The 18,016-nt window shown below is 38.5% G+C and carries 32 protein-coding genes; 4 read left to right on the forward strand and 28 right to left on the reverse strand.

Going from position 1 to position 18,016, the window contains the following annotated elements; all coding sequences use genetic code 11:
* Window positions 1–53 precede the first annotated feature (53 nt).
* Window positions 54–482, forward strand: coding sequence for a CBS domain-containing protein (locus tag ADIARSV_RS16735; protein WP_040300463.1), 429 nt, complete (start codon window positions 54–56; stop codon window positions 480–482).
* A gap of 1 nt (window position 483) precedes the next feature.
* On the opposite strand, the gene ADIARSV_RS16740 is transcribed toward ADIARSV_RS16735, so the two are convergent.
* A complete protein-coding gene (locus ADIARSV_RS16740) occupies window positions 484–816 on the reverse strand; it encodes a (2Fe-2S) ferredoxin domain-containing protein (RefSeq protein WP_016196823.1) in 333 nt (110 codons plus the stop codon).
* Window positions 817–854: 38 nt separating this feature from the next.
* Here ADIARSV_RS16740 and ADIARSV_RS16745 point away from each other — a divergent pair, with 38 nt between their 5' ends.
* From ADIARSV_RS16745 to ADIARSV_RS16755, 3 genes are all read left to right on the forward strand, one after another.
* Window positions 855–1,769 (forward strand): TIGR01777 family oxidoreductase, encoded by a 915-nt coding sequence (locus ADIARSV_RS16745; protein WP_016196824.1) that lies wholly within the window; start codon window positions 855–857, stop codon window positions 1,767–1,769.
* Complete coding sequence (locus ADIARSV_RS16750) at window positions 1,759–3,075, forward strand: cryptochrome/photolyase family protein (protein ID WP_016196825.1); 1,317 nt, start codon at window positions 1,759–1,761, stop codon at window positions 3,073–3,075. Before ADIARSV_RS16745 ends, ADIARSV_RS16750 begins: the two co-directional genes overlap by 11 nt.
* 75 nt (window positions 3,076–3,150) lie before the next feature.
* Window positions 3,151–4,050: a nucleotidyltransferase family protein gene (locus tag ADIARSV_RS16755; RefSeq protein ID WP_016196826.1), complete on the forward strand. Its 900-nt coding sequence runs from the start codon at window positions 3,151–3,153 to the stop codon at window positions 4,048–4,050.
* A gap of 263 nt (window positions 4,051–4,313) precedes the next feature.
* On the opposite strand, the gene rplQ is transcribed toward ADIARSV_RS16755, so the two are convergent.
* From rplQ to rplW, 27 genes are all read right to left on the reverse strand, one after another.
* Complete coding sequence (gene rplQ, locus ADIARSV_RS16760; RefSeq protein WP_016196827.1) at window positions 4,314–4,841, reverse strand: 50S ribosomal protein L17; 528 nt, start codon at window positions 4,839–4,841, stop codon at window positions 4,314–4,316.
* A gap of 79 nt (window positions 4,842–4,920) precedes the next feature.
* Window positions 4,921–5,913, reverse strand: coding sequence for a DNA-directed RNA polymerase subunit alpha (locus ADIARSV_RS16765; protein ID WP_016196828.1), 993 nt, complete (start codon window positions 5,911–5,913; stop codon window positions 4,921–4,923).
* A 68-nt stretch (window positions 5,914–5,981) separates the two neighbouring features.
* Window positions 5,982–6,590 (reverse strand): 30S ribosomal protein S4, encoded by a 609-nt coding sequence (gene rpsD / locus ADIARSV_RS16770; RefSeq protein WP_016196829.1) that lies wholly within the window; start codon window positions 6,588–6,590, stop codon window positions 5,982–5,984.
* Between the two features lie 64 nt (window positions 6,591–6,654).
* On the reverse strand, window positions 6,655–7,044 hold the full coding sequence (gene rpsK, locus ADIARSV_RS16775) for a 30S ribosomal protein S11 (protein WP_016196830.1): 390 nt from the start codon (window positions 7,042–7,044) through the stop codon (window positions 6,655–6,657).
* A gap of 12 nt (window positions 7,045–7,056) precedes the next feature.
* The gene (gene rpsM, locus ADIARSV_RS16780) at window positions 7,057–7,434 is read right to left on the reverse strand and encodes a 30S ribosomal protein S13 (RefSeq protein ID WP_016196831.1); all 378 of its coding nucleotides are present in this window, start codon (window positions 7,432–7,434) and stop codon (window positions 7,057–7,059) included.
* A 95-nt stretch (window positions 7,435–7,529) separates the two neighbouring features.
* On the reverse strand, window positions 7,530–7,646 hold the full coding sequence (gene rpmJ / locus ADIARSV_RS21295) for a 50S ribosomal protein L36 (protein ID WP_008506259.1): 117 nt from the start codon (window positions 7,644–7,646) through the stop codon (window positions 7,530–7,532).
* Between the two features lies 1 nt (window position 7,647).
* Window positions 7,648–7,866: a translation initiation factor IF-1 gene (infA, locus tag ADIARSV_RS16785; protein ID WP_016196832.1), complete on the reverse strand. Its 219-nt coding sequence runs from the start codon at window positions 7,864–7,866 to the stop codon at window positions 7,648–7,650.
* Window positions 7,867–7,957: 91 nt separating this feature from the next.
* A complete protein-coding gene (gene map, locus ADIARSV_RS16790) occupies window positions 7,958–8,743 on the reverse strand; it encodes a type I methionyl aminopeptidase (RefSeq protein ID WP_016196833.1) in 786 nt (261 codons plus the stop codon).
* A gap of 7 nt (window positions 8,744–8,750) precedes the next feature.
* On the reverse strand, window positions 8,751–10,091 hold the full coding sequence (gene secY / locus ADIARSV_RS16795; protein WP_016196834.1) for a preprotein translocase subunit SecY: 1,341 nt from the start codon (window positions 10,089–10,091) through the stop codon (window positions 8,751–8,753).
* 7 nt (window positions 10,092–10,098) lie between these two features.
* On the reverse strand, window positions 10,099–10,545 hold the full coding sequence (gene rplO, locus ADIARSV_RS16800; protein ID WP_016196835.1) for a 50S ribosomal protein L15: 447 nt from the start codon (window positions 10,543–10,545) through the stop codon (window positions 10,099–10,101).
* Between the two features lie 2 nt (window positions 10,546–10,547).
* The gene (gene rpmD / locus ADIARSV_RS16805; protein WP_016196836.1) at window positions 10,548–10,727 is read right to left on the reverse strand and encodes a 50S ribosomal protein L30; all 180 of its coding nucleotides are present in this window, start codon (window positions 10,725–10,727) and stop codon (window positions 10,548–10,550) included.
* 4 nt (window positions 10,728–10,731) lie between these two features.
* Window positions 10,732–11,250 (reverse strand): 30S ribosomal protein S5, encoded by a 519-nt coding sequence (rpsE, locus tag ADIARSV_RS16810; RefSeq protein ID WP_016196837.1) that lies wholly within the window; start codon window positions 11,248–11,250, stop codon window positions 10,732–10,734.
* A gap of 11 nt (window positions 11,251–11,261) precedes the next feature.
* Window positions 11,262–11,615: a 50S ribosomal protein L18 gene (rplR, locus tag ADIARSV_RS16815; RefSeq protein ID WP_016196838.1), complete on the reverse strand. Its 354-nt coding sequence runs from the start codon at window positions 11,613–11,615 to the stop codon at window positions 11,262–11,264.
* 4 nt (window positions 11,616–11,619) lie between these two features.
* Window positions 11,620–12,177, reverse strand: coding sequence for a 50S ribosomal protein L6 (gene rplF, locus ADIARSV_RS16820; protein ID WP_016196839.1), 558 nt, complete (start codon window positions 12,175–12,177; stop codon window positions 11,620–11,622).
* Between the two features lie 17 nt (window positions 12,178–12,194).
* Complete coding sequence (gene rpsH / locus ADIARSV_RS16825) at window positions 12,195–12,593, reverse strand: 30S ribosomal protein S8 (protein ID WP_016196840.1); 399 nt, start codon at window positions 12,591–12,593, stop codon at window positions 12,195–12,197.
* Between the two features lie 102 nt (window positions 12,594–12,695).
* Window positions 12,696–12,965 carry a 30S ribosomal protein S14 gene (gene rpsN / locus ADIARSV_RS16830; RefSeq protein WP_016196841.1) on the reverse strand — a complete coding sequence of 90 codons (270 nt, stop codon included), beginning with the start codon at window positions 12,963–12,965 and terminating at the stop codon, window positions 12,696–12,698.
* Window positions 12,958–13,527, reverse strand: a complete 570-nt coding sequence (gene rplE / locus ADIARSV_RS16835; RefSeq protein ID WP_016196842.1) for a 50S ribosomal protein L5 — start codon at window positions 13,525–13,527, stop codon at window positions 12,958–12,960. The genes rpsN and rplE overlap by 8 nt, the downstream gene beginning before the upstream one ends.
* Window positions 13,524–13,868: a 50S ribosomal protein L24 gene (rplX, locus tag ADIARSV_RS16840; protein WP_016196843.1), complete on the reverse strand. Its 345-nt coding sequence runs from the start codon at window positions 13,866–13,868 to the stop codon at window positions 13,524–13,526. The genes rplE and rplX overlap by 4 nt, the downstream gene beginning before the upstream one ends.
* Window position 13,869: 1 nt before the next feature.
* Window positions 13,870–14,238 (reverse strand): 50S ribosomal protein L14, encoded by a 369-nt coding sequence (gene rplN, locus ADIARSV_RS16845; RefSeq protein ID WP_016196844.1) that lies wholly within the window; start codon window positions 14,236–14,238, stop codon window positions 13,870–13,872.
* A complete protein-coding gene (gene rpsQ, locus ADIARSV_RS16850) occupies window positions 14,238–14,495 on the reverse strand; it encodes a 30S ribosomal protein S17 (protein WP_016196845.1) in 258 nt (85 codons plus the stop codon). Before rpsQ ends, rplN begins: the two co-directional genes overlap by 1 nt.
* Before the next feature lie 13 nt (window positions 14,496–14,508).
* Window positions 14,509–14,736: a 50S ribosomal protein L29 gene (gene rpmC / locus ADIARSV_RS16855; RefSeq protein ID WP_040300468.1), complete on the reverse strand. Its 228-nt coding sequence runs from the start codon at window positions 14,734–14,736 to the stop codon at window positions 14,509–14,511.
* An 81-nt stretch (window positions 14,737–14,817) separates the two neighbouring features.
* Window positions 14,818–15,240: a 50S ribosomal protein L16 gene (gene rplP / locus ADIARSV_RS16860; RefSeq protein WP_016196847.1), complete on the reverse strand. Its 423-nt coding sequence runs from the start codon at window positions 15,238–15,240 to the stop codon at window positions 14,818–14,820.
* 34 nt (window positions 15,241–15,274) lie between these two features.
* On the reverse strand, window positions 15,275–16,234 hold the full coding sequence (rpsC, locus tag ADIARSV_RS16865; RefSeq protein ID WP_016196848.1) for a 30S ribosomal protein S3: 960 nt from the start codon (window positions 16,232–16,234) through the stop codon (window positions 15,275–15,277).
* A 5-nt stretch (window positions 16,235–16,239) separates the two neighbouring features.
* Window positions 16,240–16,623 carry a 50S ribosomal protein L22 gene (gene rplV / locus ADIARSV_RS21650; protein WP_016196849.1) on the reverse strand — a complete coding sequence of 128 codons (384 nt, stop codon included), beginning with the start codon at window positions 16,621–16,623 and terminating at the stop codon, window positions 16,240–16,242.
* A 3-nt stretch (window positions 16,624–16,626) separates the two neighbouring features.
* Window positions 16,627–16,893: a 30S ribosomal protein S19 gene (gene rpsS, locus ADIARSV_RS21655; protein WP_016196850.1), complete on the reverse strand. Its 267-nt coding sequence runs from the start codon at window positions 16,891–16,893 to the stop codon at window positions 16,627–16,629.
* On the reverse strand, window positions 16,893–17,717 hold the full coding sequence (rplB, locus tag ADIARSV_RS16880) for a 50S ribosomal protein L2 (protein ID WP_016196851.1): 825 nt from the start codon (window positions 17,715–17,717) through the stop codon (window positions 16,893–16,895). The genes rpsS and rplB overlap by 1 nt, the downstream gene beginning before the upstream one ends.
* A 7-nt stretch (window positions 17,718–17,724) precedes the next feature.
* Window positions 17,725–18,015, reverse strand: coding sequence for a 50S ribosomal protein L23 (gene rplW / locus ADIARSV_RS16885; protein ID WP_016196852.1), 291 nt, complete (start codon window positions 18,013–18,015; stop codon window positions 17,725–17,727).
* Window position 18,016 lies beyond the last annotated feature (1 nt).

An 18,016-nucleotide genomic window follows, 5' to 3' on the forward strand; every position in this document is an offset into this window, starting at 1 on the left:
TTAAATTTAACAATTGCCTGAATTTAACTTAAATTTATGCAAAACAACCCTTTATGAAGACCGTAAGCAACATTTTAAAACAAAAACCATCTCATCTTTTCTCAATTAATTCATCGATATCAGTATTTGATGCGCTAACAGTAATGATGGAAAAGAACATCAGTGCACTACTCATCATCGAGCAAGATCAACTCAGAGGAATTTTTACTGAAAGAGATTATGCACGAAAAATTGTATTGCAGGGGAAATCTTCAAAAGATACTCAGGTAAATGAAGTGATGACGGCTGATCCGCTAACTATCTCTCTTAATGATGGGTTGGAATATTGCATGAATTTAATGACTGACAAGCACATCCGCCATCTGCCTGTTATTAACGATGGAAAAGTAGTCGCTATGATCTCCATAGGCGATTTGGTAAAAGCAATCATTGATTCGCAAAAAGATACAATCAAACAACTGGAAGGATATATTAATAGTTAAATCAGGATTTTAATTCACGCAGTTTATCGAAATCCATTACAAGCCTGGAAACAATCCGATTATGCTCCAGATGCTCAGTAACGATTTCATCAACATCCTCTAACTGTACATGAGCGTAAAAAACACCTTCTGGATAAACGACTAATGAAGGGCCCATTTCACAGGCTTCCAGGCAACCTGTTCTTTGTGCCCTTATTTCAGTTTGAAGTCCTTTATCTTTAATTGCCTTTTTGAAAGCGGCAACTAAAGCCAGACCATGACTTTCTCCACAACATACACGGGAACCCTCAGGACGTTGATTAGTACATATAAAAATGTGTTTTGCGTATAACATATCAAACAAATGTACAACTCTTCAGTTAAGATTTAAATATGTCTGCAACAGTTTTAATTACAGGTGCGAGTGGATTGATTGGAAAGCCACTGATCAAACTAATACTTAATCAAGGATATCAAATTCATGTATTAAGCAGAAAAGAACCTCAATATAATCCATCTTTTAAAGAATTTAAGTGGGATGTAAAAACTGGATATATAGATAAAAACTGTATGGCAAATGTTGATACAATTATACATCTTGCAGGTGAAGGTATCGCTGAAAAGCCTTGGAGAAAAGAACGTAAACAAGCAATTATTAGTAGTAGAGTTGATTCTTTAGGACTTATTTTTAAAGCATTGAAAGATAATCCTCAGTGTCAGGTAAAATCACTTATATCAGCTTCGGCTGTTGGTTACTACGGCGACCGAAATGATAAATTTCTTGATGAAAACAGTGATCCCGGAGAAGGATTTCTATCTGAGGCTTGCGTCTTATGGGAAAAAGCAGCAGACATGGGCCTCGATTTAAATATGCGGGTAGTTAAACTTAGAACAGGTGTTGTACTAAGCTTACAGGGTGGCGCACTTCCTCAAATAGCGGGTCCCGTGAAATATAATTTAGGAACTGTTTTAGGTTCAGGGAAACAGTGGATTCCCTGGATCCACATCGACGATATGGTTAACGCTTATCTATTCGCCTTGCAAAACAATTCCATGACAGGGACTTATAATCTTTGCGCCCCTAATCCTGTTACGAATAAGGAATTTACTAAATCTATTTCCACTGTTCTTAATAAGACACTTTGGCTTCCAAATGTTCCAGCCTTAGCTCTTCGGATTTTTTTAGGTGAAATGAAAGCCGTAGTATTGAGCAGTACCCGAACGCGTTCAGATAAAATCAGAGAAACAGGCTTTAAATTTAAATTTGAACATATCAAAGAAGCCTTAAAAGAATTATATGCCAAATAATGATTCTATAAATATATTCTGGTTTAGGAGAGACTTACGCCTGGAGGATAATGCTGGATTATATCATGCTTTAAAATCAGGTGTACCTACTTTGCCTATTTTTATATTTGACCCTGAGATCTTGTCTAAATTAGTTGATCAGGACGATTCCAGATTAACGTTCATTTACAATTCATTAACAACACTTAATGATGAATTAAAAAAACAAGGATCATCCCTTCTTATTCTTCACAAGAAACCTACAGATGCCTTTTCAGATCTTATAAGGAATTATAAACTTGATACTGTTTATACCAATTCTGACTATGAGCCTTACGCCAAAGATCGGGATACTGCTATTCAAAAACTCTTAAAGGACAATTCAATTGAATTTAAAGAATTTAAAGATCAGGTTATTTTTGAAAAAGATGAAATACTTAAGGACAGTAAAGAGCCCTATACAGTTTTCACTCCTTACAAAAACAAATGGTTAGATCAATTGAAGCCTGCATTTCATCTTAAATCATACCCTACAGAGAAATATTTTGACAATTTTCATCGCTCTGATTTTCCCGTCCCTACCCTTGAGAGTATTGGATTTACTTATAGTAAAATTAAATTCCCTTCTATTGATTACCAGCAACGGATTCAGGACTATGCCAATACTCGTGACATTCCTTCCGTTGATGGAACCTCAAGAATGAGCGTTCATCTAAGATTTGGTACAGTCAGCATTCGTGAACTCGCCCGATATGGTCATTCTTTAAAAGATGACAAGTGGCTATCAGAATTGATATGGAGAGATTTCTATGCTATGATTCTATGGCATTTCCCACAAACCATACACGAATCATTTAAAAAGCCATATGATAACATCACCTGGCGCAACAATGAAGATGAATTTAAAGCTTGGTGTAGCGGAAATACAGGATACCCAATAGTGGATGCAGGAATGAGACAACTCAACGCAATAGGTTGGATGCATAATAGGGTACGGATGATCACTGCCAGTTTCCTAAGTAAGCATTTATTAATAGACTGGAGATGGGGAGAAGCTTACTTTGCCAGAAAATTAATCGATTACGATATGGCAAGCAATATTGGGGGTTGGCAATGGGCAGTGGGCAGTGGTAATGATGCCGCTCCATATTTTAGGATATTCAGCCCTGATTTACAAACTAAAAAGTTTGATCCGCAACTCAAATATATAAAACAATGGGTGCCCGAATTCACGGATCCCTTTAAATATACGAAACCAATAGTGGATCATAAATTTGCCAGAGATCGAATATTAAAAGAATTTAAGCATGCACTCTCTGCTCCATAATAATATTTTTATCACTTTACGAATATCTAATCAATACTTCTTGTTACTTGACATCATAATATTTATTTTAGACGAATGAAACCAACACTCCTTATTTTAGCCGCTGGTATGGCCAGCCGCTACGGAAGCATGAAACAAGTTGACGGATTTGGACCCAATAACGAAACTATTATCGATTACTCTATATACGATGCGGTTCGTGCCGGATTCGGCAAGGTAAGTTTCATTATCCGTGAAGAATTCCTTGATAGTTTTAAATCCATCTTTGAGCCTAAACTCAAAGGTGTTGTTGAAACAGACTATATATTCCAAACTTTCGATCTTGAAAAATATGGAATTGACAAAATCATTGAAAGACAAAAACCTTGGGGAACTGGTAATGCAGTTTTAGAAGCTTCAAATAATGTAAAAGAACCATTTTGCGTGATTAACGCAGACGATTTCTACGGATATGATGCTTTCAAGAAGATGGCAGATTTCCTTACTACAGATGTAAGAGAAGACAATTACTGCTTAATAGGATACGAAGTAGATAAAACGCTATCCGAATATGGTGCTGTCTCCAGAGGAATCTGTCTTGTAAATGAAGAAGGTAATCTTCAGGAAATTAACGAGAGAACCAAAGTATATGCTAAAGATGGTCAAATCGTTTATGAAGAAGAATCCGGTAACATTACACCGCTTCATGAAGACGCCCGTGCTTCAATGAACTTTTGGGGTTTCACACCTGCTGTATTCGAACAGGCTAATCCTATGTTTAAACGGTTTGTAGAGGCTAATGAGGCTAATCCAAAATCAGAATTCTTCATACCTCTTATTGCGGAAGAACTAGTTAAAACTGGCAAAGCTAACTTTAAAGTTATTCCTACTTCTGCAAAATGGTTTGGGGTCACTTATAAAGAAGATAAACCTATTGTACAAAAAAGTATCGCTGCTTTAATTGCAAACGGAACTTATCCTTCGAAACTTTGGTAAAATGTATTTAAGCTTGAATAAAAAGAAGGGGCAGTCTCAATAATAGGAGAGTTGCCCCTTTTTCTTGTATTTATTCGGATAAGTGTTGAAGAACTGTTAGCCATTTACAACAGTTTACATTTTACGCTTTCAATAACCATTTTATAGTATACATTAAGATAGAATGCCATTTATTCACATAAAAGCTAATAACTCTTTTCCCCATAAAAAAGGCAAAAAAAAACCGCTTGGATTGAATCCAAGCGGCCTTTTGTAAAAGAGAATTACTCTCCTTTTGCTTCTTCAATAGTTGTATCAGCAGCAGGTGTTTCTGCTTCTGCAACAACTTCTTCAGTACCAGCAACAGTTTCATCTTTCTTTGTTTTTGATGAACCACCACGTCTACGTGTTGATTTCTTTTCAGCAGGAGCAGATGCTTCTGATTTGTAAACTGTGTTGTAATCAACTAATTCAATCATTGCCATCTCAGCATTATCACCCATACGGTTAGATAATTTGATAATACGAGTATATCCACCTGGACGATCACCAACTTTCGCAACTATATCACGAAACAATTCAGTTACTGTTTCCTTATTTTGAAGGTAACTAAAAACTGTTCTGCGTGAATGAGTAGTATCATTTTTAGCTTTTGTAATTAAAGGCTCAACGTACATACGCAATGCCTTAGCTTTAGCTAAAGTAGTTGTAATACGCTTGTGCTCGATAAGCGAAGAAGCCATGTTTGACATCATCGCTTTACGATGACTATTTGTCCGGCCTAAATGGTTAAATTTCTTTCCGTGTCTCATTGTTTGTTATTTTTCCGTGCTTATACCGTTCCATTAAAAGGAGGAATTATAAACACGTCGCTTATTAAAAATAAGAAGATTACTCTTCTTCTAACTTGTATTTTGATAGGTTCATACCAAAAGAAAGTCCTTTTGATTTTACTAAATCCTGAATTTCAGTAAGAGACTTCTTACCAAAGTTTCTGAATTTAAGCATATCCGCTACATCATAAGAAACAAGATCTGCAAGTGTACGTATGTCAGCTGCTTTTAGGCAGTTTAATGCACGTACTGATAGATCTAGATCGACTAACTCAGTTTTAAGGATTTTGCGCATATGAAGAATTTCTTCATCAACTTCCTTAGTCTCTTCCTTAGCCTGTGCTTCCAACATGATGTTCTCATCAGAGAACAACAAGAAATGGTGAATCAAGATCTTTGCTGCTTCCTTCAATGCATCTTCAGGATGAACTGAACCATCAGTTGTAATATCAAGAACTAACTTTTCGTAATCCGTCTTTTGTTCAACACGGTAGTTCTCAATAGTATATTTAACGTTCTTAATGGGAGTAAAGATAGAATCAATAGCGATAACGCCTACATTAGCATCTGGATTTTTATTCTCCTCAGCTGGAATATAACCGCGACCTTTATTAATTGTAAGCTCTATTTCTAGAGTTACAGTAGATTCCATATTACACAAAACCAATTCTGGGTTCAGTACAGTGAAGTTGGTAGAGAATTTTGTGATATCTCCTGCCATAAACTGCTCCTGGCCATTAATGACTACATATACTTTTTCATTATCACCAGCATCGCCGGTTTTCTGAAAACGTACCTGCTTTAAGTTCAGGATTATTTCAGTAACATCTTCAACAACACCTTTGATGGTTGAAAACTCATGAGAAACACCTGAAACACGTATAGACGTAATTGCATATCCCTCTAGAGACGACAATAGAATACGACGTAAAGCATTACCGATGGTAACACCGAAACCCGGTTCTAACGGACGAAATTCAAAAGTACCATCGAAATCCGTTGATTTCTGCATGATAACTTTATCTGGTTTCTGGAATGCTAAAATTGCCATTTATATTCAGTTAATGTTTAAAACGGTATAAAGCAGTCCTGAAAAAATCAGAACTGCTCAAAAACTTATTACTTAGAGTATAATTCGACGATTAGATTTTCCTTGATATTTTCAGGAATCTCATCACGACTAGGATAGGTTAGGAACTTTCCGGTGAAAGAATTTGCATCCCACTCTAACCATGCATATCTATTGATCTTACGACCAGCGACAGAGACCGTAATCGCTTCAAGTGATTGAGAGCGTTCACGAACTGCAACAACGTCACCAGCACGTAAAGAGTATGAAGGAATATTTACAACTTCACCATTTACAGTAATGTGTTTATGACCTACTAACTGACGAGCACCAGAACGTGTCGGAGAAATGCCTAAACGGTAAACGGTATTATCCAAACGGGCTTCAAGCAATTTCAAAAGCAGTTCACCTGTAATTCCTTCTTTAGCAGAAGCTTTGTGAAATAAGTTCTCGAACTGACGCTCTAAAACACCGTAAGTATATTTTACTTTTTGTTTTTCCATCAACTGGACAGCATATTCTGATTGCTTTCCACGACGCTTTGAAGCCCCGTGCATTCCAGGTGGATAATTTTTTCTTTCTAATGCTTTATCAGGGCCGAAGATGGGCTCTCTGAATCTACGCGCAATTTTGGATTTTGGACCAGTATATCTTGCCATTTTTGTTCTGTTTAAAGTATCAAGCAACCCTTAGTTGCCGAATCTTATCTTTAAAATCGATTAATTAAACTCTTCTTCTTTTCGGAGGACGACATCCGTTGTGTGGAAGTGGAGTGATATCTCTTATTGTAGTAACCTCTATACCTGTATTCTGAAGAGTACGGATAGCTGATTCACGACCGGATCCCGGACCTTTTACAAGTACTTCTACTTTACGAAGACCTAAATCGAACGCCACTTTACCACAATCGGCAGCAGCTTGACCTGCAGCATATGGAGTGTTTTTCTTAGAACCTTTAAAACCCATCTTACCTGCAGAAGACCATGATATAGCCTGTCCTTGTAAATTAGTTAAGGTAATAATGATGTTATTAAAAGTAGCGTTAATGTGTGCCTCGCCAATTGGCTCGATTACAACGATACGCTTCTTGGTTACTTTTTTTGTTTTAGCCATTACTTATTGGTATTATTTAGTAGCCTTTTTCTTGTTAGCGACTGTTTTACGTTTTCCCTTACGGGTACGAGTGTTGTTCTTGGTACGTTGCCCACGAACAGGAAGTCCCTTACGGTGACGCAATCCTCTGTAACATCCAATATCCATTAAACGTTTGATGTTTAACTGAACCTCTGAACGTAAAGATCCTTCAACCTTAACAGAATCATTAATGATTGTACGGATCGCTGTCAATTGATCATCGTCCCATTCTTCTACTTTCACATCATGACTAATACCAGCTTGATCTAATATGCTCTGTGCTGTAGCCTTGCCGATACCGAAAATGTAAGTAAGTCCGATCTCTCCTCTTTTTTTATTTGGTAAATCAATACCTGCTATTCTTGCCATATTTCTTTGAATGATTGATTGATTGAATGATAAACAGATTGAAGTTTACAGTTTTAACACCGATCATTCAATCCTCCAACACACAACAAATTATTTTATCCCTGGCGTTGTTTATACTTAGGGTTCTTCTTGTTAATTACATAAAGTTTTCCCTTACGGCGAATTATTTTGCAGTCCGCACTGCGCTTCTTTATGGATGCTCTAACTTTCATCTTATTTGTATCTGTAAGTAATTCTTCCCTTTGACAAATCATATGGGGACATTTCGAGCTTCACCTTATCTCCAGGTAAAATCTTAATGTAATGCATCCGCATCTTTCCGGAGATATGAGCAATGATCTCATGACCATTTTCTAATTCCACACGAAACATAGCATTTGATAATGCTTCCTTTATGATCCCGTCTTGTTCAATAGAGGCCTGTTTAGCCATATTTTATTGATTTCTATTTAATTAACTCCCACCATTTGGGGTTGCAAAATTAAATAAAATATTTAGTTATTTGCAGTTATTGTAATAATTATTATATACTAGTTTTTAATACCTCATCCACATAGTCAAATGTGGATAAAATATCAGCCTTTCCTTTGCGTATTGCGACTGTATGTTCAAAATGAGCAGAAGGTTTGCCATCAACTGTACTAACCGTCCATCCGTCTTTCCAAAACTTCACTCCGGCTCTGCCGAGGTTAATCATAGGTTCGATCGCAATCACCATCCCTTCCTCCAGTTTCATCCCAGTCCCACGTTTACCATAGTTAGGTACTTCTGGCTTCTCATGTAGTTTGAATCCTACACCATGCCCCACAAGCTCCTTCACTACGCCATAACCGTGACTCTCTGTATAATCCTGAATCGCAAAGCCTATGTCCCCAATCCTCGATCCTACAACAGCCTTCTCAATCCCGCGCAATAAAGATTCACGCGTTACATCCAGGAGTTGTTGAATTTCTGAAGCTATTTCCCCTACTGCAAAAGTAAAGGCCGAGTCACCATAAAACTTATTAAGGATCGTCCCACAATCAATTGATATTATATCCCCTTCCTTAAGTTCGTCATCACCTGGAAAGCCATGAACTACCCTATCGTTCGTTGATATACACAATGAATATGGAAAGCCACTATAATTTAAAAATGCAGGAATACCTTTATTATCTCTAATAAAGGTTTCCGCATATTTATTTAGGTCAATTGTTTTAACACCTGGTTTAACCAATCGTCCAACTTCTGCCAGTGTCCTTGAAACGAGCAATGAACTTTCCCGAATCAATTCAACCTCTTCAGCCGTTTTTAAAATCAACTTAGACATATTCAGATTAAATCACAGACCCTGAAGCGCCGGTATCAGCTGCTATAGGGGTACGGCCTTTCAATCTACCTGTCTTCATCAATCCGTCGTAATGGCGCATTAGCAAATGGCTCTCTATTTGCTGAAGGGTATCTAAAACAACACCAACCAGAATAAGTAAAGATGTGCCACCATAGAAATGTGCGAAATTACTATTCACGCCAAGTATTATGGCAAACGAAGGTAATATCGCTATCATAGCCAAGAAAATTGAACCAGGCAATGTAATCTTTGAAATCACTCCATCAATATATTCCCCCGTTGCTTTCCCGGGTTTAATACCAGGAATGAAACCACCATTCTTCTTCATATCATCCGACATCTGAACAGGATTAACTGTGATAGCCGTATAAAAGAAAGTAAATGCGATGATTAAAATTGCAAACGTCAGGTTATAAGCAACAGAAGTATAATTACTCAATGAAGCTAAAACCGGACCTTGTGCAGCCGGAAAAAACTGTCCCAGTGTAGAAGGAATAAACATCAATGCCTGAGCAAAGATAATTGGCATTACACCTGCAGCATTAACCTTTAGAGGTATATACTGGCGAACACCACCATATTGTTTGTTGCCTACTATCTTTTTAGCATACTGAACCGGTATTCGACGAACACCCTGAACAACAAGAATCGTAAAGATAATAACAAAAAACAATGCGGCTAATTCTACTAAAAATGGGATAATTCCACCCAAACCATTCAACCTTGAATCAAATTCGGTAATAAATGCTCCAGGTAACTGTGCAATTATACCGATCATGATGATTAATGAGATCCCATTACCTATCCCCTTATCAGTTATTTTCTCTCCAAGCCACATTACAAATAATGTACCAGCGGTAAGGATAACCATAGAAGAAATGGTGAATAATGGTTCTGCAAGCAATCTAGCTTCAGGTGTAATTTGAGTACGAACATACCCAATGGCTTGTAAAAGAGTAATTCCTACAGTCAGGTAACGGGTAAGCTGTGTAAGTTTTTTCCTACCACTGTCCCCTTCCTTTTGCATCTTTTGAAAATAAGGGACAGCAATGCCTAAAAGCTGTACCACAATAGATGCAGAGATGTAAGGCATAACCCCCAGGGCAAATATAGATGCCCGGGCGAATGAACCGCCTGCAAACATATTTAATAATCCCAGGATTCCTTCCCTGGCTTGTTGATTATCCAATGCTGCGGCACTAACACCGGGAAGCACGATAAATGATCCTACTCGGTAAATTAAAAGAAATAAGAGTGTGTTTAAAATACGCACTCTTAAGTCTTCAATTTTCCAAATATTGGAAAGGGTAGTGAATAACTTCTTCATTAATCAATTATAATTTAACAATTGCACCACCAGCTGCTTCAATTGCTTTTTGAGCCGTAGCTGTAAAAGCATGAGCAGTAATTTCTAATTTAGTTGTCAGTTCTCCTCTTCCAAGGATCTTAACAAGATCGTTTTTAGAAACTAGTCCGTGCTGCTTTAATGCTACAAAATCAATTGTTGTTAAGCTAAATTTTTCAGCAAGGGCTTGAATAACATCAAGGTTTACACCTATGTATTCAATACGGTTGATATTCTTGAAACCAACCTTAGGGACACGGCGCTGTAATGGCATCTGACCACCTTCAAAACCAATTTTGTTTTTATGGCCTGAACGTGAACCAGCTCCTTTATGACCACGGGTTGATGTTCCACCGCGACCAGAACCGGTACCACGGCCTATCCTCTTTTTATTTTTTGTTGAACCTTCTGCAGGTTTTAAATTACTTAAGTTCATGATTAAATACTTTCTACTGCTACTAGATGATTAATTTTTCTTACCATCCCGATGATTGACGGGGTAGCTTCAACTTCTACAGAGTGGTTAATCCTTCTTAAACCTAAAGCCTGCATAGTTCTTTTCTGGCGCTCGCTTCTATCGATAACGCTTTTAATCTGAGTGACCTTTATCTTCGCCATGTTCTTATCCGTTAAAAACTTTATTAAGATCCACACCACGGTGCTGAGCTACTGTATACGCATCTCTCATTTGAGACAATGCTGAAACTGTTGCTTTTACCACGTTATGCGGGTTAGATGATCCTCTTGATTTTGCTAATACGTTATGTACACCGGCACTTTCAAGAACCGCACGCATTGCTCCACCAGCAATAACTCCAGTACCATTTGCAGCTGGTTTGATTAAAACAAACCCACCTGAAAACTTACCATATTGCTCATGAGGTACTGTTCCGTTAATGATCGGAACCTTTACTAAATTCTTTTTCGCATCATCGATACCCTTTGCAATTGCCTCAGTTACCTCTTTTGCTTTTCCTAATCCGTAACCAACTACACCATTTTCGTCGCCTACAACAACTATGGCTGAGAAACTGAATGTACGACCACCTTTAGTAACTTTAGCAACACGCTGTATACTTACTAAACGATCTTTTAATTCAATTTCGCTTGATTTAACTCTTTTTATATTGATTGTTGACATCTATTCTCAGATTAAAAGTTTAAACCAGCTTCACGTGCACCTTCTGCAAGAGACTTAACACGACCGTGGTATAAATAACCATTTCTATCAAATACTACCAGGCTTACACCGGCAGCAATAGCTTTTTCAGCTACTAGTTTTCCAACAGCTTTAGACTGCTCTACTTTGTTTCCAGTTCCTGAAAACTCTTTAGATGCTGAAGATGCTGAAGCTAATGTTTTTCCAGTAACATCATCTATAACCTGAGCATAAATGCCCTTATTACTTCTATATACTGACAAACGAGGACGATCAGTAGAACCAGACAGTCTCTTTCTTATGCCTTTTTTTATGCGTTCTCTGCGAGATAATTTTATTCCTGACATGATACTATTTCTTAGCTGCTGATTTACCTGCTTTTCTTCTTAATATTTCACCTACAAACTTGATACCCTTACCCTTATATGGTTCCGGTGCACGTAGCGAACGAATCTTAGCTGCAACTTGTCCTAACAACTGTTTGTCGATACTTTCTAAAATGATTGTTGGGTTCTTTCCTTTCTCTGCAGTTGTTACTATAGAGATCTCTTTAGGCAATTCAAACACATAATGGTGAGAATAACCTAAAACAAGGTCAAGTGTATTACCTGTGTTTGTAGCACGGTAACCAACACCAACTAATTCCTGTTGCAATTTGTAGCCTTCTGTTACACCCTTAACCATGTTGTTAATTAGTGAACGGTATAAACCGTGAAGTGCTTTATGACGCTTTTGTTCTGTAGGGCGTTCTACTGTTAATATTCCGTCTTCCTGAGATACCGTGATATCACCATCCAGATGCTGAAATAATTCGCCTTTAGGTCCTTTAACCGTTACTACATTCTCTGCAGAAACCGTTATCGTTACACCTGAAGGTATTGTAATCGGGGTTTTTCCTATTCTTGACATCGTTTAATCCTCTTTGATTAATGAACGTAACATAATACTTCACCACCGATGTTAAGGTTGCGGGCTTCTTTATCAGTCATAACTCCCTTAGAGGTTGATACTACTGCAATTCCCAAACCATTTAATACACGTGGCATGCTGTCTACACCTGAATATTTTCTCAAACCAGGCTTACTCACACGTGTTAGAGTGCGAATAGCAGGAACTTTAGTTACAGGATGGTACTTCAACGCAATTTTAATTATGCCTTGAACTGTTGTGTCCTCAAACTTGTAGTTCGCGATGTAACCCTTATCAAAAAGAACTTTGGTAATTTCTTTTTTAAGGTTTGATGCAGGAATTTCCACAACCCGGTGGTTGGCCTTAATGGCATTCCTTACTCTTGTAAGATAATCTGCTATTGGATCTGTATTCATTACTTGTTTATTGTGATAGTGGTATCCACTTAGGGGACCTGCTATCGGTTAATTGTTTATATTTTATTGGTTTTGTTGGGAGACCAGCTCCCAACTTTTATGCTACCAACTTGCTTTTTTCACTCCTGGAATCTTTCCAGCTAAAGCCATTTCACGGAATGTTACACGTGAAATACCAAACTGTCTCATATATCCACGAGGACGACCAGTCAATTTACAACGGTTGTGTAAACGAACCGGTGAAGAATTCTTAGGTAATTTATCTAATCCTGCGAAATCACCAGCAGCTTTTAAAGCAGCTCTCTTTTCGGCAAACTTAGCAACCATCTTCTCACGCTTAACTTCGCGTGCTTTTATTCCTTCTTTAGCCATTATTTACGGGTGCTTGATTTTTGAACGGTAAACCAAATTGTTTTAATAACTCTAATGCTTCAACGTCATTTTTTGCGGAAGTTACGAAAGTAATATCCATACCCATGATTTTATTGATTTTATCAATATTTATCTCTGGAAAAATGATCTGCTCAGTGATACCTAAAGTATAATTTCCATGACCATCAAAGCCTTTATCATTAATACCCTTGAAATCACGGATACGTGGTAACGCAACAGCTATTAAGCGGTCAAGAAACTCATACATCTGATTGTCACGTAAAGTTACACGAACACCAACTGGCATTCCCTTACGCAATTTGAAATTTGAGATATCCTTTTTTGACTTCGCAGCTACAGCTTGTTGACCAGTAATAGTAGTCATATCAGCAATAGCACTATCAATTAGCTTTTTATCAGTAGTTGCAGCACCAACACCTTGGTTGATCGCAATTTTCTGAAGCTTAGGAACCTGCATCACACTCTTATACTGAAATTTATCTTTCAGTGCTGTGCGGATATCTTCCTTATACTTCGACTTTAATCTTGGTACGTAACTCATAGCTTAATTTCCTCCCCTGACTTTTTAGAAATTCTTACAAATTTCCCTTCTGCGTTCTTTTGCTTTCCTATACGAGTTGGTTTGCCTGTTTTAGCATCTACTACCATTACGTTTGAAACGTGGATAGCAGCTTCTTTCTTGACAATTCCTCCATTAGGATTAGCTGCATTTGGCTTGGTATGACGTGAAACCATGTTCGCGCCTTCAACTATAACCCGGTTCACCTTAGTTAAAACCTCAACGATTTTACCTTGTTTTCCCTTTGAGTCGCCAGCTATCACCTGTACTAAATCTCCTTTACGGATCGTCAGTTTAGGTATAATTAAATTCTTCTTTTGCATGTTATAATACCTCCGGTGCTAATGATACGATTTTCATAAATTGTTTTTCACGTAGCTCTCTTGCAACCGGACCGAAGATACGGGTACCTCTCGGCTCGTCTTGGTTATTTAACAAAACTGCTGCGTTATCGTCGAAACGGATATATGAGCCATCTTTGCGTCTTACTTCTTTTCTTGTTCTAACAACAACTGCCTTTGTAACAGTTCCTTTTTTCACATTTCCAGAAGGAATAGCACTTTTTACGGTAACAACAATTTTGTCACCAAGAGAAGCATACCTTTTACCAGTACCTCCCAGAACACGGATCACTAAAACTTCTTTAGCTCCGCTATTGTCTGCGACATTTAGTCTTGATTCCTGTTGTACCATTATTTCGCTCTTTCTAAAATTTCAACTAATCTCCAGTTCTTAGTCTTACTCAGAGGACGAGTCTCCATGATCAACACTGTATCACCGATACCGCAAGTGTTGCTTTCGTCATGAGCCATAAATTTGGTAGTTTTATGAACAAACTTTCCGTAGATCGGATGTTTCACTTTCCTTTCTACAGCAACAACGATAGATTTTTCCATCTTATTGCTCACTACCAACCCTGTACGGGTCTTTCTTAATTTTCTTTCTTCCATTTCGATTCTAAAATTATTCAGTTTCAGAAGCGGACTGTTTCTCAGCAGCAGCGGCCGCTTTGCGCTTAGTCAATTCTGTGTTCAAACGTGCGATTTCTTTTCTTACCTTACTAATACGAGATGGATTCTCTATGGCAGAAACTGTATGCGCAAATTTTAATTTAGTGAGATTGGTTCTTTCTTCGCTCATGCGGGAAACAATCTCTTCAGTTGATAGCTCTATTATTCCTGAGGGTTTCATCTTTTCTTCTTTCTTGATTGTGAACTGCAAGTTGTCTGTCGATAGTTATTATATAACACACAACTTGCAACCTACAAATAATTATGCTTCTACGTAATCCCTACGTACTACAAATTTTGTTTGAACCGGTAATTTTTGAGCTGCTAACCGCAATGCTTCTTTGGCAACTTCCATAGGAACGCCTTCTGCTTCAAAAATCATTCTACCCGGGCGAACAACTGCAACCCAGTATTCGGGAGCACCTTTACCTTTACCCATACGTACTTCCGCTGGTTTCTTGGTAACCGGTTTGTCCGGGAATATACGAATCCACACCTGGCCTTCACGTTTCATAAAACGTGTAACCGCTATACGTGCAGCTTCTATCTGACGGCTGGTTATCCATGCCGGTTCCATCGATTTTATTCCGAAAGATCCGAATGAAAGTTCTGCTCCGCGAGAAGCTAACCCTTTCATTTTTCCTTTTTGCATCTTTCTGAACTTCGTTCTTTTTGGCTGTAACATCTTTTCTGTTTATCTATTTTTTGATGTTTGACAATTATTTCTTAGGGCGAAATCCTGCACCACCAGCGCCACCGCCGCGGTTAGCACCTGGAGCTCCAGGACGACTTCCACCTTGACCGCCTGGACGGTTACCACCTTGGCCACCAGGTCCACCAGCGCTTCCACCACGGGGATTACCACCACGATTTCCACCTCTGCTATCTCCACCAGCACCTGGTCCGTTACCCGGTCCACCGCGTCTGTCGTTAGTACGTCTATCGTTTCCGCCTCTTCTCTCTCCTCTTTCGCCAGCACCATAAGAAGAATTACCTTCTCCTGCTCTGCCTCTTACTCCGGTTGTTTGACCGATGTTTGGAGATAAATCACGTTTGCCATAAACTTCACCTTTACAGATCCATACCTTAACACCAATCTTACCATAAGTAGTAAGAGCTTCTGCCAATGCATAGTCAATATCAGCACGGAATGTATGCAATGGAATTCTTCCATCTTTATATTGTTCCGTACGAGCCATTTCAGCACCACCTAAACGACCTGAACACATGATCTTGATTCCTTCTGCACCTACACGCATTGTTGATGCGATAGAGGTTTTCATTGCACGACGGAAAGAAATACGCGCTTCAAGTTGTTTCGCTATACCTTCAGCTACTAATTGAGCATCAAGTTCCGGACGTTTAATTTCAAAGATGTTAATCTGAACTTCCTTTTTAGTCAGTTTCTTTAACTCTTCCTTGATCTTATCAACTTCCGCTCCACCTTTACCAATTACTATACCTGGGCGAGCTGTGTGTACTGTTACAGTGATTCGCTTTAATGTACGCTCGATAACTAATTTGGCAACGCCACCTTTAGCTATACGTACAGAAAGATATTTTCTGATCTTTTCATCTTCAACTAGTTTATCGGAATAGTTGTTGCCACCGAACCAGTTAGAATCCCAACCTTTGATGATTCCTAGTCTGTTACCTATTGGATGTGCTTTTTGTCCCATTTTCCTTAATTAGTTACTGATTCAAGGTTCTCAATATTCTCTGCCACAGTCTTACTGTCCACTACAAGGGTAACGTGATTTGAACGTTTACGGATTCTATGACCACGGCCCTGAGGCGCTGGTCTAAGTCTCTTCAACTGACGTCCGCAATCAACAGTTATTGTTTTTACAAACAAACCGCTATCTTCCGGGCGTTGACCCTCATTCTTAGCTTCCCAGTTTTTGATCGCTGACAACAAAAGTTTTTCAACTCGTTGTGCAGCTTCCTTATTGGTAAACTTTAATATATATAGTGCCTTTTCAACACGTTCACCACGGATCAGGTCAACAACCAATCTCATCTTACGAGGAGAGGTAGGGCAATCATTTAATTTTGCTACTGCTTCCATTCCTTATTTCTTCTTTTCAGAGTGACCTCTAAATGTTCTTGTTGGAGCAAATTCTCCCAACTTGTGACCAACCATGTTTTCAGTTACATACACCGGAATAAACTTGTTACCGTTGTGAACTGCAAATGTATGTCCTACGAAATCCGGAGAAATCATTGACCGGCGAGACCAGGTTTTGATTACAGACTTCTTGCTAATCTCGTTCATAGTAAGCACTTTGCTTTCTAAATTATGATCGATGTAAGGACCTTTTTTAATTGAACGTGCCATTATTTCTTTCTCCCTTCAATGATGTAACGACTCGAAATTTTCTTCTTGTTTCTAGTTTTGTAGCCCTTAGCTAACAATCCATTTCTAGAACGAGGATGTCCACCTGATGATCTTCCTTCACCACCACCCATAGGGTGATCGACTGGATTCATGGCAACACCACGAACACGAGGACGACGTCCCAACCAGCGTTTTCTACCAGCCTTACCTAACACTTCGTTAGATCTTTCTGCGTTAGAAACCGATCCGATTGTTGCCATACAAGTTGACAAGATCATACGAGTTTCGCCTGAAGGCAATTTAATGATAGCGTACTTTCCGTCACGGGCAGATAGCTGAGCATATGTTCCTGCACTACGTGCAATGATCGCTCCCTGTCCCGGGTTCATTTCAATGTTGTGAATAATTGAACCCAATGGAATGCTCTTCAAAGGAATTGCATTTCCAACTTCCGGAGCAGATGCTTCACCAGATACCACGGTTTGTCCAACCTTAAGTCCTGTTGGTGCTATAATATAGCGTTTCTCTCCATCTACATAATGAAGTAATGCTATACGAGCTGTACGATTTGGATCGTACTCAATTGTGGCAACTTTTGCGGGGATATCTTTTTTATCGCGTTTAAAATCAATCAATCGGTACGACTGTTTATGTCCCCCACCGAGATAACGCATAGTCATTTTACCGGTATTATTTCTACCACCTGAATTCTTGATGGAAACTATTAACGATTTTTCAGGAACGTTTGTAGTAACATCAGAGTAATCGCCTCCTACGCGGTGACGAGTACCAGGGGTAACCGGTTTAAATCTTTTAACTGCCATGTTCTATTTAAATATTGCTGTAAAAGTCAATAGTTTCTCCATCCTTAAGCGTTACAATCGCTTTTTTGTACTTAGGCATACGGCCTGATACAAATCCAGCTTTAGTGTAACGATTCTTTGCTTTACCAGATACCACCATGGTGTTTACAGCACTAATGCTAACACCAAACATTTTTTCAATTGCACCTTTAATCTGCAATTTGTTGGCTCTGTGATCTACTTTAAAAGCATATCTGTTAAACTTTTCAGTTAATGCAGCTGCTTTCTCCGTTAATATAGGCTTCTTTAAAATTTCCATA

It is taken from the genome of Arcticibacter svalbardensis MN12-7 (assembly GCF_000403135.1).
Lineage (GTDB): Bacteria > Bacteroidota > Bacteroidia > Sphingobacteriales > Sphingobacteriaceae > Arcticibacter > Arcticibacter svalbardensis.